At 70.5% G+C, this 15,662-nt stretch carries 12 protein-coding genes and 1 pseudogene; 8 read left to right on the top strand and 5 right to left on the bottom strand.

Features of this window, described 5'->3' with window-relative positions; genetic code table 11:
- Window positions 1-20: 20 nt before the first annotated feature.
- The 5 genes from ACIF80_RS14950 to ACIF80_RS14930 all read left to right on the top strand — a co-directional run bounded on the left by ACIF80_RS14950 (window position 21) and on the right by ACIF80_RS14930 (window position 6,066).
- The gene (locus tag ACIF80_RS14950) at window positions 21-338 is read left to right on the top strand and encodes a hypothetical protein (protein ID WP_399804175.1); all 318 of its coding nucleotides are present in this window, start codon (window positions 21-23) and stop codon (window positions 336-338) included.
- A gap of 445 nt (window positions 339-783) precedes the next feature.
- Window positions 784-1,692: an SDR family NAD(P)-dependent oxidoreductase gene (locus ACIF80_RS14945; RefSeq protein ID WP_399804173.1), complete on the top strand. Its 909-nt coding sequence runs from the start codon at window positions 784-786 to the stop codon at window positions 1,690-1,692.
- Entirely contained in the window at window positions 1,689-2,888 is a 1,200-nt protein-coding gene (locus tag ACIF80_RS14940; protein ID WP_399804171.1) for an acetyl-CoA C-acyltransferase, read from the top strand. Before ACIF80_RS14945 ends, ACIF80_RS14940 begins: the two co-directional genes overlap by 4 nt.
- Before the next feature lie 181 nt (window positions 2,889-3,069).
- Window positions 3,070-4,410, top strand: coding sequence for an MFS transporter (locus ACIF80_RS14935; protein ID WP_399804169.1), 1,341 nt, complete (start codon window positions 3,070-3,072; stop codon window positions 4,408-4,410).
- A 39-nt stretch (window positions 4,411-4,449) separates the two neighbouring features.
- Complete coding sequence (locus ACIF80_RS14930) at window positions 4,450-6,066, top strand: long-chain fatty acid--CoA ligase (protein WP_399804166.1); 1,617 nt, start codon at window positions 4,450-4,452, stop codon at window positions 6,064-6,066.
- A gap of 52 nt (window positions 6,067-6,118) precedes the next feature.
- On the opposite strand, the gene ACIF80_RS14925 is transcribed toward ACIF80_RS14930, so the two are convergent.
- Window positions 6,119-6,751, bottom strand: a complete 633-nt coding sequence (locus ACIF80_RS14925; RefSeq protein WP_399804163.1) for a TetR/AcrR family transcriptional regulator — start codon at window positions 6,749-6,751, stop codon at window positions 6,119-6,121.
- Between the two features lie 356 nt (window positions 6,752-7,107).
- On the opposite strand from ACIF80_RS14925, the gene ACIF80_RS14920 reads away from it, so the two are divergent.
- Window positions 7,108-10,308 carry an ATP-binding protein gene (locus ACIF80_RS14920; RefSeq protein ID WP_399804160.1) on the top strand — a complete coding sequence of 1,067 codons (3,201 nt, stop codon included), beginning with the start codon at window positions 7,108-7,110 and terminating at the stop codon, window positions 10,306-10,308.
- Here the strand turns inward: ACIF80_RS14920 and ACIF80_RS14915 are convergent.
- The 4 genes from ACIF80_RS14915 to ACIF80_RS14900 all read right to left on the bottom strand — a co-directional run bounded on the left by ACIF80_RS14915 (window position 10,289) and on the right by ACIF80_RS14900 (window position 14,167).
- On the bottom strand, window positions 10,289-11,080 hold the full coding sequence (locus ACIF80_RS14915; RefSeq protein ID WP_399804157.1) for an ABC transporter permease: 792 nt from the start codon (window positions 11,078-11,080) through the stop codon (window positions 10,289-10,291). The two genes, ACIF80_RS14920 and ACIF80_RS14915, sit on opposite strands and share 20 nt — an antisense overlap.
- The gene (locus tag ACIF80_RS14910; protein WP_399804154.1) at window positions 11,077-12,087 is read right to left on the bottom strand and encodes an ATP-binding cassette domain-containing protein; all 1,011 of its coding nucleotides are present in this window, start codon (window positions 12,085-12,087) and stop codon (window positions 11,077-11,079) included. Before ACIF80_RS14910 ends, ACIF80_RS14915 begins: the two co-directional genes overlap by 4 nt.
- 415 nt (window positions 12,088-12,502) lie before the next feature.
- Window positions 12,503-13,462 carry a DUF5996 family protein gene (locus ACIF80_RS14905; protein ID WP_399804152.1) on the bottom strand — a complete coding sequence of 320 codons (960 nt, stop codon included), beginning with the start codon at window positions 13,460-13,462 and terminating at the stop codon, window positions 12,503-12,505.
- 462 nt (window positions 13,463-13,924) lie between these two features.
- Window positions 13,925-14,167: a WhiB family transcriptional regulator gene (locus tag ACIF80_RS14900; RefSeq protein ID WP_399805246.1), complete on the bottom strand. Its 243-nt coding sequence runs from the start codon at window positions 14,165-14,167 to the stop codon at window positions 13,925-13,927.
- A gap of 504 nt (window positions 14,168-14,671) precedes the next feature.
- Between ACIF80_RS14900 and ACIF80_RS14895 the strand changes: the two are divergent.
- Window positions 14,672-15,047: pseudogene (locus ACIF80_RS14895) on the top strand (GNAT family N-acetyltransferase); the annotation flags it as partial.
- Between the two features lie 245 nt (window positions 15,048-15,292).
- Window positions 15,293-15,662: hypothetical protein (locus tag ACIF80_RS14890; protein WP_399804149.1), on the top strand; the 370-nt coding region annotated here is incomplete at its 3' end.

Raw genomic sequence — 15,662 nt, 5'->3', positions numbered from 1 at the left:
TCATATCCCTCACCGGCCCATTGCCGTCCCGTCGTCGGCCCGCCGGCGGCACCCCGGTCGTCGCGGCCGAGGCGGAGGGCTTCCCGCCGGCGCGTTCGCACCGGACCCGAGCACGCCGTGAGGCGCAGCCCCTGTGCGACAGCCTCCCGTGGCTGAGCAGCGCGCAGACCGAAGACCTCACGCGTCACCACAGGCGCCCGCCGGGCATCCAGGTCGTTGACGTCGACGACTCCGACGATCCCGATGCCGAGACCGACGCCCTCGGCGGGTTCCTGCCCGGCCTTCGGGCCGAACTCGCCGGTCCCACCTTCGAGGAGTGGTTCGGCGCCCCACCCTGACAAGGACGAGGCCGGCCGTCGGCGAGCACGGCATCGACGGCCGGCCGCCCGGCCCGCCGTGTCCGCATGCGGGCCGAAGGAGGCCGAGAGGGGCCGCCTTCGACGGCGTGGCCCTCCCGGACGTTCTTGCCGCGCTGGACGGCCATGCCCCCGGGGCCTGCGGCGCCCCTCCCCCGAACTCCCGCCCGTTTTCCCGGTGCCGGCCGAGGACGGCCCTCCTCGGCGCCCTCGCCACCCTCGCCGCCGTGCTCGTGGCGGCCCTCGCGGCCCTCCCCGCCCCCGCTCGCCCCGCTCGCCCCCGCTCGCCGCCGGCCGGCCCGGCAGTGCCCCGCGCCGTCGGCGAGGCCGGAGGCCCGGGTTCACGGCTCGATCCTCCGGATTGACTGTTGACACTCCATTGCCGTCCTGACCATGATGATACTCCGTAGTATGAAACAGGAGCGAGATGAACTTCGAAGGTCAGGTAGCGGTGGTGACCGGTGCCGGTGGCGGGTTGGGACGGGCTCATGCCATGGCCCTTGCCGAGCGCGGCGTCAAGGTGGTCGTCAATGACATGGGGTCGCCGAGTGGAGAGTCCACAGGCCGGAGCGCGGCGGCACAGGTTGCCGCGGAGATTCGGGCCGCCGGTGGTGAGGCGTTCGCCCACCTCTGTGATGTCACGGACGCGGAGGCCGTCGAGAAGATGATCGGCGAGACCCTCGCCCAGTGGGGCCGCGTCGACATCCTCATCAACAATGCCGGGGTCCTGCGCGACAAGTCCTTCGCGAAGATTCAGTTGGATCACGTCCGCCAGGTCGTCGACGTCCACCTGATGGGCTCGGTCCACTGCACCAAGGCGGTGTGGCCGCACATGGTGGAACAGGGCTACGGCAGGGTGCTGATGACCACGTCCGCATCCGGCATCTACGGCAACTTCGGCCAGTCCAACTACGGTGCGGCGAAGTCCGGCCTGGTCGGTCTGATGAACGTCCTCGCGATCGAGGGCGAGCGAAAGGGCATTCGTGTCAACGCGCTCGCCCCGACCGCGGCCACGCAGATGACCGAGGGCCTGATCGACGAGCGGATCCTCGGCCTGCTCACCCCCGAATCGATTGCTCCGGGAGCCTTGTTCCTCGTCAGTGAACAGGCCCCCACCAAGACCATCCTCGCCGCCGGCGCCGGTGTCTTCGCCATTGCGCAGATGAAGGAGTCCGCAGGGGTCTACCTCCCCGAGGGCGACCGCTCGCCCGAAACCATCGCCGAGCGGTGGGCCGAGATCAGCGACATGAGTGCTCCCGTGGTCACCGCGTCCGCGTTCGACCAGACGAAGCGGTATGCCGCCATGGCCGGCACCGAGACGGGGGCCGTGCCGTGAGAGAGGCCGTCATCGTGTCCACGGCCCGGACGCCGATCGGCAAGGCGTTCCGTGGCTCGTTCAACGACACGTCGGGGCAGCGGCTGGCCGCCCACGCGATCACCGGCGCACTGCGGCGGGCTGGACTCGACGGACAGGAGATCGAGGACGTCGTGTTCGGCTGCGCGATGCAGGAGGGCTCGACGGGGATGAACGTCGCTCGCCAGGGGGCGCTGCGGGCGGGGCTGCCGGTGACGGTTCCCGGAATGACCATCGACCGGCAGTGCGCGTCGGGTCTGATGGCGATCGCGACCGCGGCGAAGCAGGTCGTCACCGACGGGATGAACATCGTGATCGGTGGCGGAGTCGAATCCATCTCCCTCGTCCAGAACGAGCACAGGAACACCCACCGGGCCCTCGACCCGTGGCTGTCGCGGGAGAAGCCCTCGCTCTACATGAGCATGCTGGAGACGGCGGAGATCGTGGCAGAGCGTTACGGCATCAGCCGTGACGAGCAGGACGAGTTCGCCCTGCTGTCCCAGCGGCGGACGGCCGCCGCGCACCGGGCGGGACTCTTCGACGAGGAGATCGTCGCCCTGTCCGGCCGACGGGCGACCCCCGAGGGCCCGGACGTCCCGGCGGCCGTCCGGGAGTTCACCCTGCGCGAGGACGAGGGAAGCCGTGCCTCGACCACACGTGATGCGCTGTCCCGCCTCCGGCCGGTGCTTCCCGACGGGAAGGTGTCCGCGACCTCCACCGTCACCGCCGGCAACGCCTCCCAGCTCTCCGACGGCGCCTCCGCCGCCGTCGTGATGGAGGCCCGCGAAGCGGGGAAACGCGGACTCACCCCGCTCGGCGCCTACCGGGGGATCGCCGTCGCCGGCTGCGAGCCGGACGAAATGGGGGTCGGCCCCGTGCACGCGGTCCCCAAGCTGCTCGCCGAACACCGCCTCTGCGTGGACGACATCGACCTGTGGGAGCTCAACGAGGCCTTCGCGTCGCAGGCCGTCCACTGCCGTGACCGCCTGGGCATCGATCCGGCCAAGCTCAATGTCAACGGCGGCGCCATCGCGGTCGGTCACCCCTACGGCATGACGGGGGCCCGCCTCGTCGGCCACGCCCTGCTCGAGGGACGCCGGCGCGGTGCCCGGTTCGCCGTCATCACCATGTGCGTCGGCGGAGGCATGGGCGCCGCCGGTCTCTTCGAGATCTTCTGACGAACACCATCTGCCGACGCGGCCGGCGCGGACTCCCTCCGGGCGGGCTCCCTCCTTCGGACAGCGCGGACCGGAACAGTCCGGCCGCCGCTGCCGCTGCCGTACCGAGGTGAGACGTCGCCACCGCCCCGGACGCGTTCCCCGCACGACACCAGTACCTCAACCCGTTGGAAGGGCTTCGATGACTGTCGATTCGGTTTCTTCGGCGGCGGACACGCTGCACGCACGCGCCACGCGCAAGGCCATGGTCAGGCTCCTGCCGATCATGCTGGCCGCCTACTTCATGGCCTACATCGACCGCACCAACGTCGCGCTCGCCAAGACCCAGCTGCAGGCCGACGTCGGTATCAGCATCACCGCCTTCGGGCTGGGCGCCGGCATCTTCTTCGTCAGCTACGCCTTCCTGGAGGTGCCCGGCAGTCTGATCATGCACAGAGTCGGCCCAAGACGGTGGATCGCGCGGATCGCCGTCACCTGGGGCGCGCTCTCGGCGGCCATGATGTTCGTCCAGGGCGAGTGGTCGTTCTACGTGCTGCGCTTCTTCCTCGGCATGGCCGAGGCCGGCCTCTACCCGACCCTCATGTACATGGTCACCGTGTGGTTCTCCCAGAAGCACCGCGCCACCGTGGTCGGATTCATCTACCTGGCCCCGACCGTCGCCCTCATCGTGGGCAACCCGATGGGCGGCGCGCTGATGGAGTTCGACACCGCTCTGGGGCTGCACGGGTGGCAGTGGATGTTCCTGATCGAGGGCATCGTGACCATGCTCGTCGGCGTCCTCGTCTGGTTCAGGCTGCCGGAGACGCCCCGCGACGCCTCATGGCTGACGTCCGAGGAAGCGGAGATACTCTCCGCCCGTGCCGCCGGTGACGGCACGGAAACCGGACACCGGATCAGGGGCAGCCTGAAGCACGCCTTCGCCCGCCCCTTCATCGTCATCGTCGCGCTGATCTACCTGTTCAACCAGGTCACGAACGTCGGCATCGTCTTCAACATGCCGTCGATCGTCGAAGGGCTGAACATTCACGGCTCGTTCCTCATCGGCCTGGTGTCGGGAAGCGCCGGTATCGGCGCCACCGTCGGAGTGCTCCTCGTTCCCCTCGTACACCGTCGTTTCGGCAACGAGGTGGCGCTCATCGGGATCCTCGCGGCGTCGACGGCGGTGACGGCGGCGGTCTTCGTGCTCTCGTCGTCCCCGGCCGTGCAGATCCTGCTGATCGTGGTCTCCATGGTCTTCGTGTTCGGCACGCTGCCGCTGTTCTGGTCCGTGGCCATGGCGCGGATGTCCGGACTGGTCGCCGCCGCCGGTCTCGCGTTCATCAACACGATCGGGCTCCTCGGCGGATTCCTCGGCCCGTACGCCTTCGGCCTGGCCGAGGAGGCGACCGGGAACCCCGGCGCGGGGCTCTACGTCGTCATCGCCGCCTCGGTCGTCGGCGTCCTGCTCACGCCTCTGCTCGCACGGGCCGTCCGCAGTGAGGACGCGGCCGCGGCCGAAGTCCCGGCCCCCGTCTCGCGTTAGCCGCGACCCGCCCCGGAACCAGACACGAAGGAAACGCACATGCACAGCCTCATGCAGGACCGCCCCTTGTCGCTGCCGATGCTCATGGACGGCATGGAGCACCGGTTCAGCCGCAAACACGTCACCACGACACAGCTGAGCGGCACGGTGTCCGCGTCCTACGGCGACGTCGCCGAGCGTGTCCGGCGCCTCGCCGGGGTGCTGGACCACCTGGGCGTCCCCGCCGGCGCCCGGGTGGGGAGTTTCGGATGGAACTCGCAGCGCCACCTGGAGCTGTACATGGCCGTGCCCTGCTCGGGGCGGGTCCTGCACACGGTCAACCACCGTCTCTTCGCGGACGACATCGCCTACATCGTCGACGACGCCGCGGACGACGTCCTCTTCGTCGACCGGTCGCTCCTCGACGTGGTGCGCCCCCTGCTCGACAGGTGTCCGAGCGTGCGGCACCTCGTCGTGATGGACGACGGCTCACCGACGGAGCTGCCGGTCGACCCCCGGGTGCACGACTACGAGACCCTCCTGGGCGTCGCACGGCCGGTCGCGGCGTTCGAGAGCGTCGACGAACGCACCGCCGCCGCCCTGTGCTACACCTCGGGGACCACGGGCCGCCCCAAGGGAGTCCTCTACGACCATCGCTCGATCGTGCTGCACGCGATGACGCTGCTGATGGCGGACACCTTCGCCATCGGCGAGGACGACACGGTGATGCCGATCGTGCCCATGTTCCACGTCAACGCCTGGGGCCTCCCCTACGCCGCACTGATGGCCGGAGCGAACCTGGTCATGCCCGGCCCGGTCATGTCACCGGAGCGTCTGGTGCAGGGAATGGAGGCGTGCCGGGTCACCTTCGCTGCCGCGGTGGCCACCGTCTGGCGCGGGATACTGCCCCACGTCGGCGACGCCGACCTGAGCGCACTGCGGCGCGCCGTCAGCGGCGGGGGCGCGCTGCCCGTCACGCTCTCCCGCGCCTTCCACGAGAAGGCCGGCATCCCGCTGGCGAGCTCGTGGGGGATGACCGAGACCAGCCCGCTGGTCTGCAGCGCGAGAGTCCCCAGCGAGACGGCGCACTCCCTGACCGAGGACGACCGCATCACGGCACTGGCCGTCCCCGGTCCTCCCACGGTGCTGTGCTCTCTGCGCCTGGTCGCCGAGGACGGTTCCCCCGTGCCCCGCGACGGACGGCGCCGAGGTGAGCTGCAGGTCGCCGGCCCGACCGTCGCGGCCGCCTATTTCGGCAGCTCCCCCCAGGCCTCGGCGTTCACCGAGGACGGCTGGCTGCGGACCGGTGACGTGGCCACCATCGATCCCTTCGGTGTCGTGCGCATCGTCGACCGGACCAAGGACCTCATCAAGTCGGGAGGAGAGTGGATCTCGTCGGTCGAACTCGAGAACGAGATCATGGCGATGCCCGATGTCCTGGAAGCCGCGGTCGTCGCGGTGCCCGACGACAAGTGGGGAGAAAGGCCGCTCGCCTGCGTGGTGCCGGTACCGGATTCGGGCCTCACCGCCGAGAGCGTCCGCCGGTATCTGTCCGGACGGGTGGCCAAGTGGTGGATCCCCGAGAAAGTGGTCATGCTGGACGGTCTTCCCAAGACGGCATCCGGAAAGTTCGCGAAAGCCGCGCTGCGCCGGTCGATGACCCCTACGGGCGACTGACGGGCAGCCACACCGCTGAACGGCCCGTCGCGGACTCCGCCACGGCAGAACCTCAGCGAACCGGATCGAGGAGCAGTCCTCCGACCACGATGTCCACGACCTCGTCGGCAAGGTGCCGCAAGTCGTCCGGCGACTGCCCCTCGATCCGGCGAAACCACATGTCGACGGCGTTGAGACTGCACAGCAGCGTCCGGGCGGCCAGATTCGCGCGCACGGGACGAATGGTGCCGTCGGCGATACCGTCCTTGACGACCTGAAGGAAAAGGTCTTCGTACTCGGCCCGCAGGAGGTTCAGCGCGTCCAACGCCTTCCGCTGACGGGGCTTCAGCGCGGTCGACGACTGCTCACGCACTCCGAGATGAACCACATGGTGATACGCGAGATTCGTCATCAGATTCATCACGTGCTGGGTCGACATGGCGATGAGTCTTTCCCGCCCGCTCCCAGGATCCTGGGCCAGCGGCTCCACTTGTTCGCGGACGGTTCGCATGCCGTGCTCGTACGCGGCGAGGAAGATGTCGAACTTGGAGCGGAAGTGGTAGTAGATCAACCCTTTGGTGGCACCGACACTGTCGGCGATGTCATCGATGGCGACGCCGAACCCCTGCTCCATGAAGGCCTCGGCCGCGGCATCCAGAATTCGGCGCTTGGCGTTGTCGGCCTCGACACCGTCCGCGACTGCCATCCAGATCCTTCTCCCGTTCGGTATTCGTCCGGCGCACTGCCCACCGACGCACTCTTCGAGGGTCCGGAGCATCTGATGATGATACTCCCTAGTATTTCAGGCGGGAAACAGGCAGTGATCCCACGGCCACCGGCGACAGCGGCCCGCCGACGGGGCAGCTGGAGCTGCGCGATCCGTCCGCGCGCCGCCATGCTGTCAGGACGCCGGGCTCCCGCAGTGCCGGCAGCGCGCAACCAGGTGCGTGCTCCTCCGGGCGGAGCCGGCCGGCGCGCGGTGGCACGGACTGCGGGCACGGCGGCGGGAGTTCGGCCTGCGGCGGGAGTTCCGGTGGCCGGCGCCTTGGTTAATCTGCACGGGTGACCACCGACCTGACCCTGCTGCCGCGCGTCGCCTATCGCGGACAGGAGGTCACCGCGCCCCGGCTCCGCGGCCTCCTCGCGCTGCTCGCGAGCGACTTGCGCACGGGCTGCAGCATCGAGCGGCTGGTGGCAGGGCTGTGGCCGGACGAGTTGCCGGAGCGGCCGGTGAAGGCGGTACAGGTCCTCGTGTCCAGGGCGCGGGCGCAGCTGGGCGCCGACGTCCTCGTCAGCACGCCGACCGGATACCGGCTCGCCCTCGCCGAGGACCAGGTCGACAGCTCCGCCCTGCTGCTGCACGCCACCGCGAGCGCGGACCGGGCCAGGGCCGGGGACCATGCGGGATCGCTGGCTGCGGCCGAGGCCGGGCTCGCGCTGTGGGAGGGCACCCCTGACGGGGCCGGCGGCACCGATGATCCCGTAGCCGCGTTGCGCACCGAGCGCGGCCCCGTCCGCGGCACGCTCGTACGCGCGCAGGCGCTCGCGCTCGCCCGCCTCGGGCGGCACGCGGAGGCCGCCGGGCCGCTGGCCGTGGCCGCCGCGGAGCATCCGCGCGACGAGGAAGTGCTCGCCGAACTGCTGCGCGGCGAGGCGGCGACGGCGGGCCCGTCCGCCGCACTGACGCGGTACGAGGCGTACCGCCGTGAGCTGCGCGACGACCTCGGCACGGATCCGGGCGGCGGGCTCAAGGCCGTGCAGCAGGAGCTGCTGCGCGGCGAGGCCCCTGTGGTCAGGCACGGCGTGCCGCACGAGCCGAACCCGCTGCTCGGCCGGGGCGGGGACATCGCGGCGGTGGAGCGGCTGCTGGGCGCCTCCCGCGCCGTCACCGTCGTCGGTCCCGGCGGCCTCGGCAAGACCCGGCTCGCGTACGCCGTCAGCCGCCGGGCCGAGCAGCGGGTGGTGCATTTCGTGCCGCTCGCCGGCATCACCGCGGACGAGGACGTGGCCGCGGAGGTGGCCTCCGCGCTCGGCGCGGGCGAGGGACGGTCCGGCGCCATGAGCGGTCACACCCCCGCCGACCTGGTGCCCGGCATCCTCGGTGTGCTCGGCTCCGGGCCCGCTCTGCTGGTCCTCGACAACTGCGAGCAGATCGTCCGGGGCGCCGCCGGCCTCGTACAGGCCCTGGTCTCGTCCTCGAAGGACCTGCGGGTGCTCGCCACCAGCCGCGCCCCGCTCGGCCTCACCTCGGAGGCGGTGTACGCGCTGCCGGAACTCGGGCTCGACACCTCGGTCGAGCTGTTCACACAGCGGGCCCGGGCCGCCCGGCCCGGCGTGGAGCTGCCGCCGGACGCGGTGGCCGGGCTGTGCCGCCACCTCGACGGGCTGCCGCTCGCCGTGGAGTTGGCCGCGGCACGGGTGCGAGTCCTTTCGGTGCCGGAGATCGCGCGCCGCCTCGGCGACCGGTTCGCGCTGCTGCGCGGCGGGGCGCGGGACGTGCCGGAGCGCCACCGCACGCTGCACGCGGTCGTGGAGTGGAGCTGGAACCTGCTCGCGGAGGACGCCAGGGCGGCGCTGCGCACGCTGTCCGTCTTCCCCGGCGGCTTCCTGGGCGAAGCGGCGGAGCGGGTGCTGGGCGAGGATGCGCTGACGCTGCTGGAGCAGCTGGCCGATCAGTCCCTGCTGACCGTCGTCGACACCCCGGTCGGCGTCCGGTTCCGGATGCTGGAGACCGTACGGGAGTTCAGCGCGGCCCGGCGTGCGGAGGCGGGCGAGGAGGACGAGGCCGTCGGCCTGTTCCTCGCCTGGGCGCGGGACTTCGGGGTCGCGTACCACGACTGGCTCTTCGGCTCGGAGCCTTCCCCCAGCTCTCGGCTCAGCTCGAGCAGGGGAGACCCCCTTGCCGCCAGGGAGCGGATCAAGGCCGAGCAGGACAACCTCGTGCCGGCCCTGCGACACGCCCTCGCCCGTACGGACGGTCCCACCATCGCCGCCCTCACCGCCGTCCTCGCCTCCCTGTGGTCCAACGACTCCAACTTTCTCCGCCTCGCCGCCCTCGCCGCAGACACCGGCCCGCCGCTGTCGCACTACTACCCCGAGCCCGAATACGTCGAAGTCGCCCGCCTCGCCGCGGTGTTGTGCACGGCGAGCCTGTTCATGGGCTACGGTCCGGTCGCCGTACGCCAGCTCGTCACCCTCCGGCGGCTGCCCGCGGCCCCGCCGGACACGCTGCTGGGCGCCGCCGCGACAGTGCTGGGCGCGCTCCCCGAGATGCTGCCTCCCCACTACGAAGTGCTGCACAAGCTCTGCGACAGCGGGCAACCGCTGGTCGCAGGCATCGCCGAGAGCGTCGCCACCTACGTCTGGGAGTACGAGCACGACATCGACCGCGCGCTCGCCTCGGCCCGCCGGACGATCACCGAACTGGCTCCGGCCGGCAATCCGTCCATGCAGCTCATGGGGCATTCCCGGCTGAGCGAGCTGTGCTTGCGGATGGGACGGGGCGAGGAAGCCTACGGGCATCTCATGGCGGTGCTCGATGTGCTGCCGCGGCTCGGCGACGGGCACGACTACATCTTCATCCGCTGGCTCCTCGTCCTCGCCTGCCTGCAGCGCGGCGAGCCCGACGAGGCCGAGTACTGGCTGCGGCAGGCGGAGAGCGACACCATCCCGCAGCAGGACTCCTTCTACCGGCCCGACCTCGGCGGGCGTGCCGAGATCGCGCTCGCCCGCGGGCTGACGGAACTCGGACTCGGCCTGTGGCGCGGCGCCGTGGAGCGGATACGCAAGGCCGGCCCGGTGCACAGCGGCGACCCCCGGCTCGATCCGTGGGCTCTGCAGGTCCAGTCGGCGGCGGTGACGGCGCACGCGTACGCCGGCCGGCTCGAGCTGGTCGCGGAGCCGGTCGACCGGCTGCGGCAGGGGCTGCGGACCCTGCTCTCCGGTCCGGCCGGCTCGCCCATGGAGCTCCCGGTGTTCGGGACGGTGCTGCACGCCCTCGGCATGGCGGGGCTCGCGTCCGGCGACGCCGACGCCGGTGCCGGTGCCGGTGCCGGTGCCGTACGGATGATCGCGCTGGCCGAACGGCTGCGGGTGCTGCGCGACTTCCAGCCGACGATGTCGGCGGACCGCGCCCAAAAGGCCGCCCAGGACGCCGACGGGGCGGCGTACGCCGACGCGGTGTCGGAGTACGCCGCCCTGGAGCGGGACGAACTGTGGGAGGCCGCCCGCGCGGTTGTCCCGGCTACTTCGGGTCACGGTTGAACAACGCCGTCGACCAGCGGTGGCCGAGCACGGTCAGGCCGACGCACCAGATGAGCGCGATCCACCAGTTGTTGCCGATCCCGGTACCGAGCAGCAGGCCGCGCAGGGTCTCGATGACCGGCGTGAACGGCTGGTACTCGGCGATCGGCTGGAACCAGCCCGGCATCGTGTCGGCCGGGATGAAGGCGCTCGAGATGAGCGGGAGGAGGATCAGCGGCATGGCCATGTTGCTGGCCGCCTCGGGGTTCGGGCCGGCCAGTCCCATCCCGACGGCGATCCAGGTGAGCGCCAGGGTGAACAGCACGAGCAGTCCGAACGCCGCCAGCCACTCCAGGACCGTGGCGTCCGTGGACCGGAAGCCGATGGCCACGGCGATGGCGCCGACGAGGACCAGGCTGGCGAGCACCTGCAGCACACTGCCGACGACATGCCCGATGATCACAGAGCCGCGGTAGACCGCCATCGTACGGAAACGGGCGATGAGTCCCTCGGTCATGTCCATGGAGATGGACACCGCGGCCCCGATCACGGTGCTGCCGATGGTCATCGTCAACAGGCCCGGGACGAGATAGGCGATGTACTCGGAGCGGTCGGCGCCGCCGCCACCGATGCCCGCGCTCATCACGTCTCCGAAGATGTAGACGAAGAGCAGCAGCATCATGATCGGCGTGAGCAGCAGGTTCAGGGTCATGGACGGGTAGCGCCGTACGTGCAGCAGGGTGCGGCGCAGCATCGTGTTCGAGTTGCGTACGGCGAGGGAGAGGGCGCTCATCGGACAGCCTCCTCGGGCTGGTCGGAGACGTCGGCTGTGCCGGTCAGGGCGAAGAACACGTCGTCGAGATCGGGGGTGTGCACGGTCAGCTCGTCCGCCTCGATGCCGGCCGAGTCCAGCCAGTCGAGGATGGAGCGCAGCTCGCGCTGGCTGCCGTCGCTGGGGATCTGCAGCGACAGCGCCTCGGCCATGGGGGCGCCCCCTGCTCGAGCGGAGCCGAGAGTTCGGGGGAGAGTGGCCTCGCGCAGGGCGACGGCGGCCGCCTGGTACGCGGCCGGGTCGACGAACCGCAGCCGCACGTGCCCGCCCGGGACGAGCCGCTTCAGTTCGTCGGCGCTCCCTTCGGCGGCGAGCTTGCCGTCGCTCAGCACCGCTATGCGGTCGGCGAGTTCATCGGCCTCCTCCAGGTACTGGGTGGTGAGGAAGACGGTGACGCCGCCGGAGACCAGCTCGCGGATGATCCCCCACATGCTGTGGCGGCTGCGCGGGTCGAGGCCGGTGGTCGGCTCGTCGAGGAAGATGATCCGCGGATCGCCGACCAGCGTCATGGCGAGGTCGAGGCGGCGCTTCATGCCGCCGGAGTAGGTGGAGACCGGCTTCTTCGCGGCCTCCACCAGGTCGAAGCGCTCAAGGAGTCCGGCGGCGGTACGGCGTCCCTCGCTGCAGGAGAGCAGGTGCAGGTCCGCCATGAGGAGCATGTTCTCCTCGCCGGTGATCAGGCCGTCGACGGCGGAGAACTGGCCGGTGACGCCGATCGCGGCGCGCACGGCCTGCGGGTCGGTGGCCAGGTCGTGGCCGCCGACGCGCAGATCGCCGGCGTCGGCGGTGATGAGAGTGGAGAGGATCTTGACGGCGGTGGTCTTGCCGGCGCCGTTCGGACCGAGCAGCGCGAACACGGAACCGGCCGGCACCGCCAGGTCGATGCCGTCGAGGACCGTCCTGTCCCCGTAGGCCTTGCGCAGCCCCTTGGCCGCGATGGCGGGAGAGTGCGATGTCGTTGTCGTCATGCCGCAGAGATTGCGGCAGGGCGCATTCAGCGCGGTTTCAGGATGCTTTCAGCGCCCTGAACCGGGCGGGGGCGGTCGGCGTGATGGCCGGCCTGGAGCCGGCGAACGCCGGGACGGTGGGGCCCAGCGGGAGCACGGCGGGGCCGCGACGGGCGCAGGGTCGCCTTCCGCCCGTCGGAAGGCGCTTGAAAGCGGACGGTGACCAAGGCATGACCAGTGGATCACGGGCTTCGGCGCTCGGCTGTCGTGAGTGTTCGCCGCGGAGTGCTGCGTGCACGACCCGGACGGCCGCTTCATCGAGGTGGCCGGGCAACAGGACTGCTCCAGGGTGTCCTGGCACGCACCGGCACCTGGCCGGGGCGGGCCGCGGTGACCACGCCGGCGGGCCGCGCCGGGCCGTGACGGCGGGCGGACCTCAGCCGGACGCGGTGCCAGGCCCGGGAGCCCGCAGTTGCGGATCCGTCACCCCGCCGGGACATTCCATCCGTTCGATCTCCCAGCCGGCCCGCCTGGCTCCGGCCCGGTACGCGCTTTCGTAGAAGGCAAGTACGGCAGCGCGCGGGTCGGCCTCGGTACGGACCTCGTCGTACCGCAGCACGGCCAGGTGGCTGTTGCCGCGGGCAAGCCAGCGTGCCCCCGCGGGCCGGAGCGGCTCCTCGGCCAGGTGCGCGGGCTCCGGAGCGGTATAGGAGTAGAACGCGGGCTCCGGGAAGGTGTCGTCTCCGAACCAGAAACCGAAACTGATCACCTCCCGGGAGTACGCCTCCCGGGTGACCGGGTCGATCTGTCGAGGCTGCTCGGTGTGACTCCCGGAGAACCGGCTGTGGGCGATGTCGAAGGTGTGCCAGAAGTGGTGCACCGGGCTGACCTTCCCCGAATACCCTGCGGCGAATTCCTCCAGTACGGACGCCACCTGGCTGAGGACCCGCCAGTAGCGGTTGGCCTGCACGGGATCGTAGGTCGAGTGCTCGGTGTCCTCGGCGAACGGCCGGCCGGAGTCGGGAAGGTCGAAGGGTCTTGGTACGGCGAGCCGCGCCCGGACGCCCAGCGCGGCCAGCGCGCCCATGACCATGCGGTAGAAGGACGCCACGGACTGGCCGGTGAGCGGGAGGGAGGTCTCCCGCCCGTCCAGAGTCGAAACAACCAGCTGATGCGCGACAAAGTCGAAGTCCATCGTGAAGATCGGATTACCGTCGACCTGACCCATCGGGCGAGTGGTGGTGCCACGCCCCGTGAGGTGCAACGGGACATTCCACCAATGATTACGCTGAGCGCTGGCGGCGAGACGGATCTTCCCGACGATCTGCGCGAAGCGGTGGAGGGTCTCTTTGGTGTCGCGCCACTCGGCGAGCGGGATCGGCGGAAACAGCTCCATTGTCATCCCTTTCCCTCCCGCCCAACGCTCCTGACGGCCGGACGAGGCTGGACAACCATGGTGACCACGTCCGACAGGTGCGGCACCTCGTCGAACCCGGAAGGCCTAGCGGCGTGCGCAGCGCGAACACGAGCATCGGACGACCGCCACCCTGAAGCCCGGCCGGCAGCCGCCGGCTCCGGCGGCGCGGCATCGGCCGCACCGTGTCCGGACGGGCCGGCCAGGCCGGTGACCGCCTCCGGCGCGACAGCCGGGACGGCCGCCCGCCGGCAAGGCCCGGCCGACCGTGCGCCGCCACCGCGCCCGCAGCCGACGATCCCCGAACGCCGAAGCCGCTGATGCGCCTCCGGAGGGGCTGCGCCGATCACCACCGGGCTCCAGCCGGAGGGCAAAGAACGTCCGGATGACGGTCTGCAGCCCGCTCTCGAGACGCCGCCGGCAGGTTTACCGGGCAGGCCGCTTCTACCGCCCGAACCGCGCTCGACGAATCGCTCTGCGCTGTGCGGCGGTGGTGGCGCCCCAGATCCCGTCGTCCTCGCCGTGATCGATGGCCCATGACCGGCAGACGAGAAGGACGGCACAGCGACGGCATATGGTCCGGGCGAGGGAAGCCTCGTCTCCGGGCGACGCAGAGTCGGACAGAGGGAAGAAAATCTCAGGATCCTCGCCTACACACGAAGCCTGATCGCGCCAGTCCGGCGCCATGTGATCTTCAGGGAATGAGCCAGACACGGCACACCTCTACACAGCGTTCAACAACACCTTTGACACTTTGCAGTACCAAAGACCCGGCAGAGGTTTTAGACAGCCTACAACTCGCTGCAGAGCTTCTCCAGCCTTCGCCCCCGGAGAAGCACCACCTCCTGAAGCGTGGTGCGGAAGGCCGTGATGACGCAGGCCGGAACGGTGTGCGGGCATGCGCGGTCGCGGTGGTCGAGGTGTCCGCACCCGTACAGGATCCGCTACCGGCCGGCGGTGGGGCACCAGCCGGAGGAGCCCGGTTTCGCGACTCAGAAGGTGACCGTTGGGCGTTTGCCGGAGGTCCACAACACGAGGAAGACGGCACCGCGTGGTCGGGCGAGGGCGGAGCGGCCGCGAGGTAGGGGGCGATGCGGTTCGAGGAGTACGTCGCCCAGGCCGTGTCTCTTCGATCATCGGCTGCCTTCCCGAGTCCCCGAACCCGCACCACGCCGGCCGGTCGGAAACCGGGTGCGGGCTGTCGGTGCGGTGATGTGTGATCGGGAGTATGGCGATGGTGTCGGGCAAGCCGGGGGTCGACGGGCTGAGCGAGGTTGTGGGCGTGCTGCGGGAGTGGCAGCACGACGGGGCGCCGATGCAACTGCATCCGGGGGACCTGGGCTGGTTCTGGCGGTTCGGTGCGGAGGCGACGGCCGCGGCGGTCCGGACCTGGAGCCGGGACGGACAGATTCTCGCCGTCGGGCTGCTGGACGGTCCCGGGCTGTTGCGGCTGGCGATCGCGCCGGGCGCCCAGCGGGACGAGGAGCCGGCGCAGCAGCTGGTTGAGGACGTGACCGAGCCGGAGCGCGGCGTGCTCCCCGAGGGGAAGGCGGACATCGAGGCGCCGACAACTCCCCGAGGTCCGGGACCAGTACCGGGACGTCCGGTGCCGTGCCTCCTCGATCACGAGCGGAGCCGGACGAGGAGTGCGGGAGCGGTGACGGTGCCGAGGAATATGTATCCGCACTTGTCGTAGCGGGTGGCCGACCGCCGCGTGAACTCCTGGCGAGACGGACGGACTTGGTGTCGTTCTTCTCACGGAGCCGTTGGGGACCGGCGGCGCACTGGTGAACGCGGACCGAGGTGGAGTCGATGGTGACGCTCCGGTCGACGCCGCCCGCGGTGTCGGCGACCGCCCGGACGTACTGGAGCAGCCGCTTCCAGGTGTCGTCGGCCGACCACAGCATGTGCCGCTTGTGGACGGTCTGTCATGAGCCGATTCACATCAGGGCGGCGCGATGTGCGGCCCTCGGGAGGCCGCACATCGCGTTGTCGTCGGTGTGCTATCAGTCCTTAGTCGTGGTGGTTGTTGTGGTTGCCATTGCCGCCACGGCCGTTGTCGTGGTGGTTGTTGTGATCGCCGTTACCGCCACGGCCGTTGTCGTGGTGGTTGTTGTGATCGCCGTTACCGCCACGGCCGTTGTCGTGGTGGTTGTTGTGATCGCCGTTACCGCCACGGCCG

It is taken from the genome of Streptomyces sp. NPDC085927 (assembly GCF_044540975.1).
GTDB classification, from domain to species: domain Bacteria; phylum Actinomycetota; class Actinomycetes; order Streptomycetales; family Streptomycetaceae; genus Streptomyces; species Streptomyces hirsutus.
This window is presented reverse-complemented; position numbering and strand designations above follow the sequence as displayed.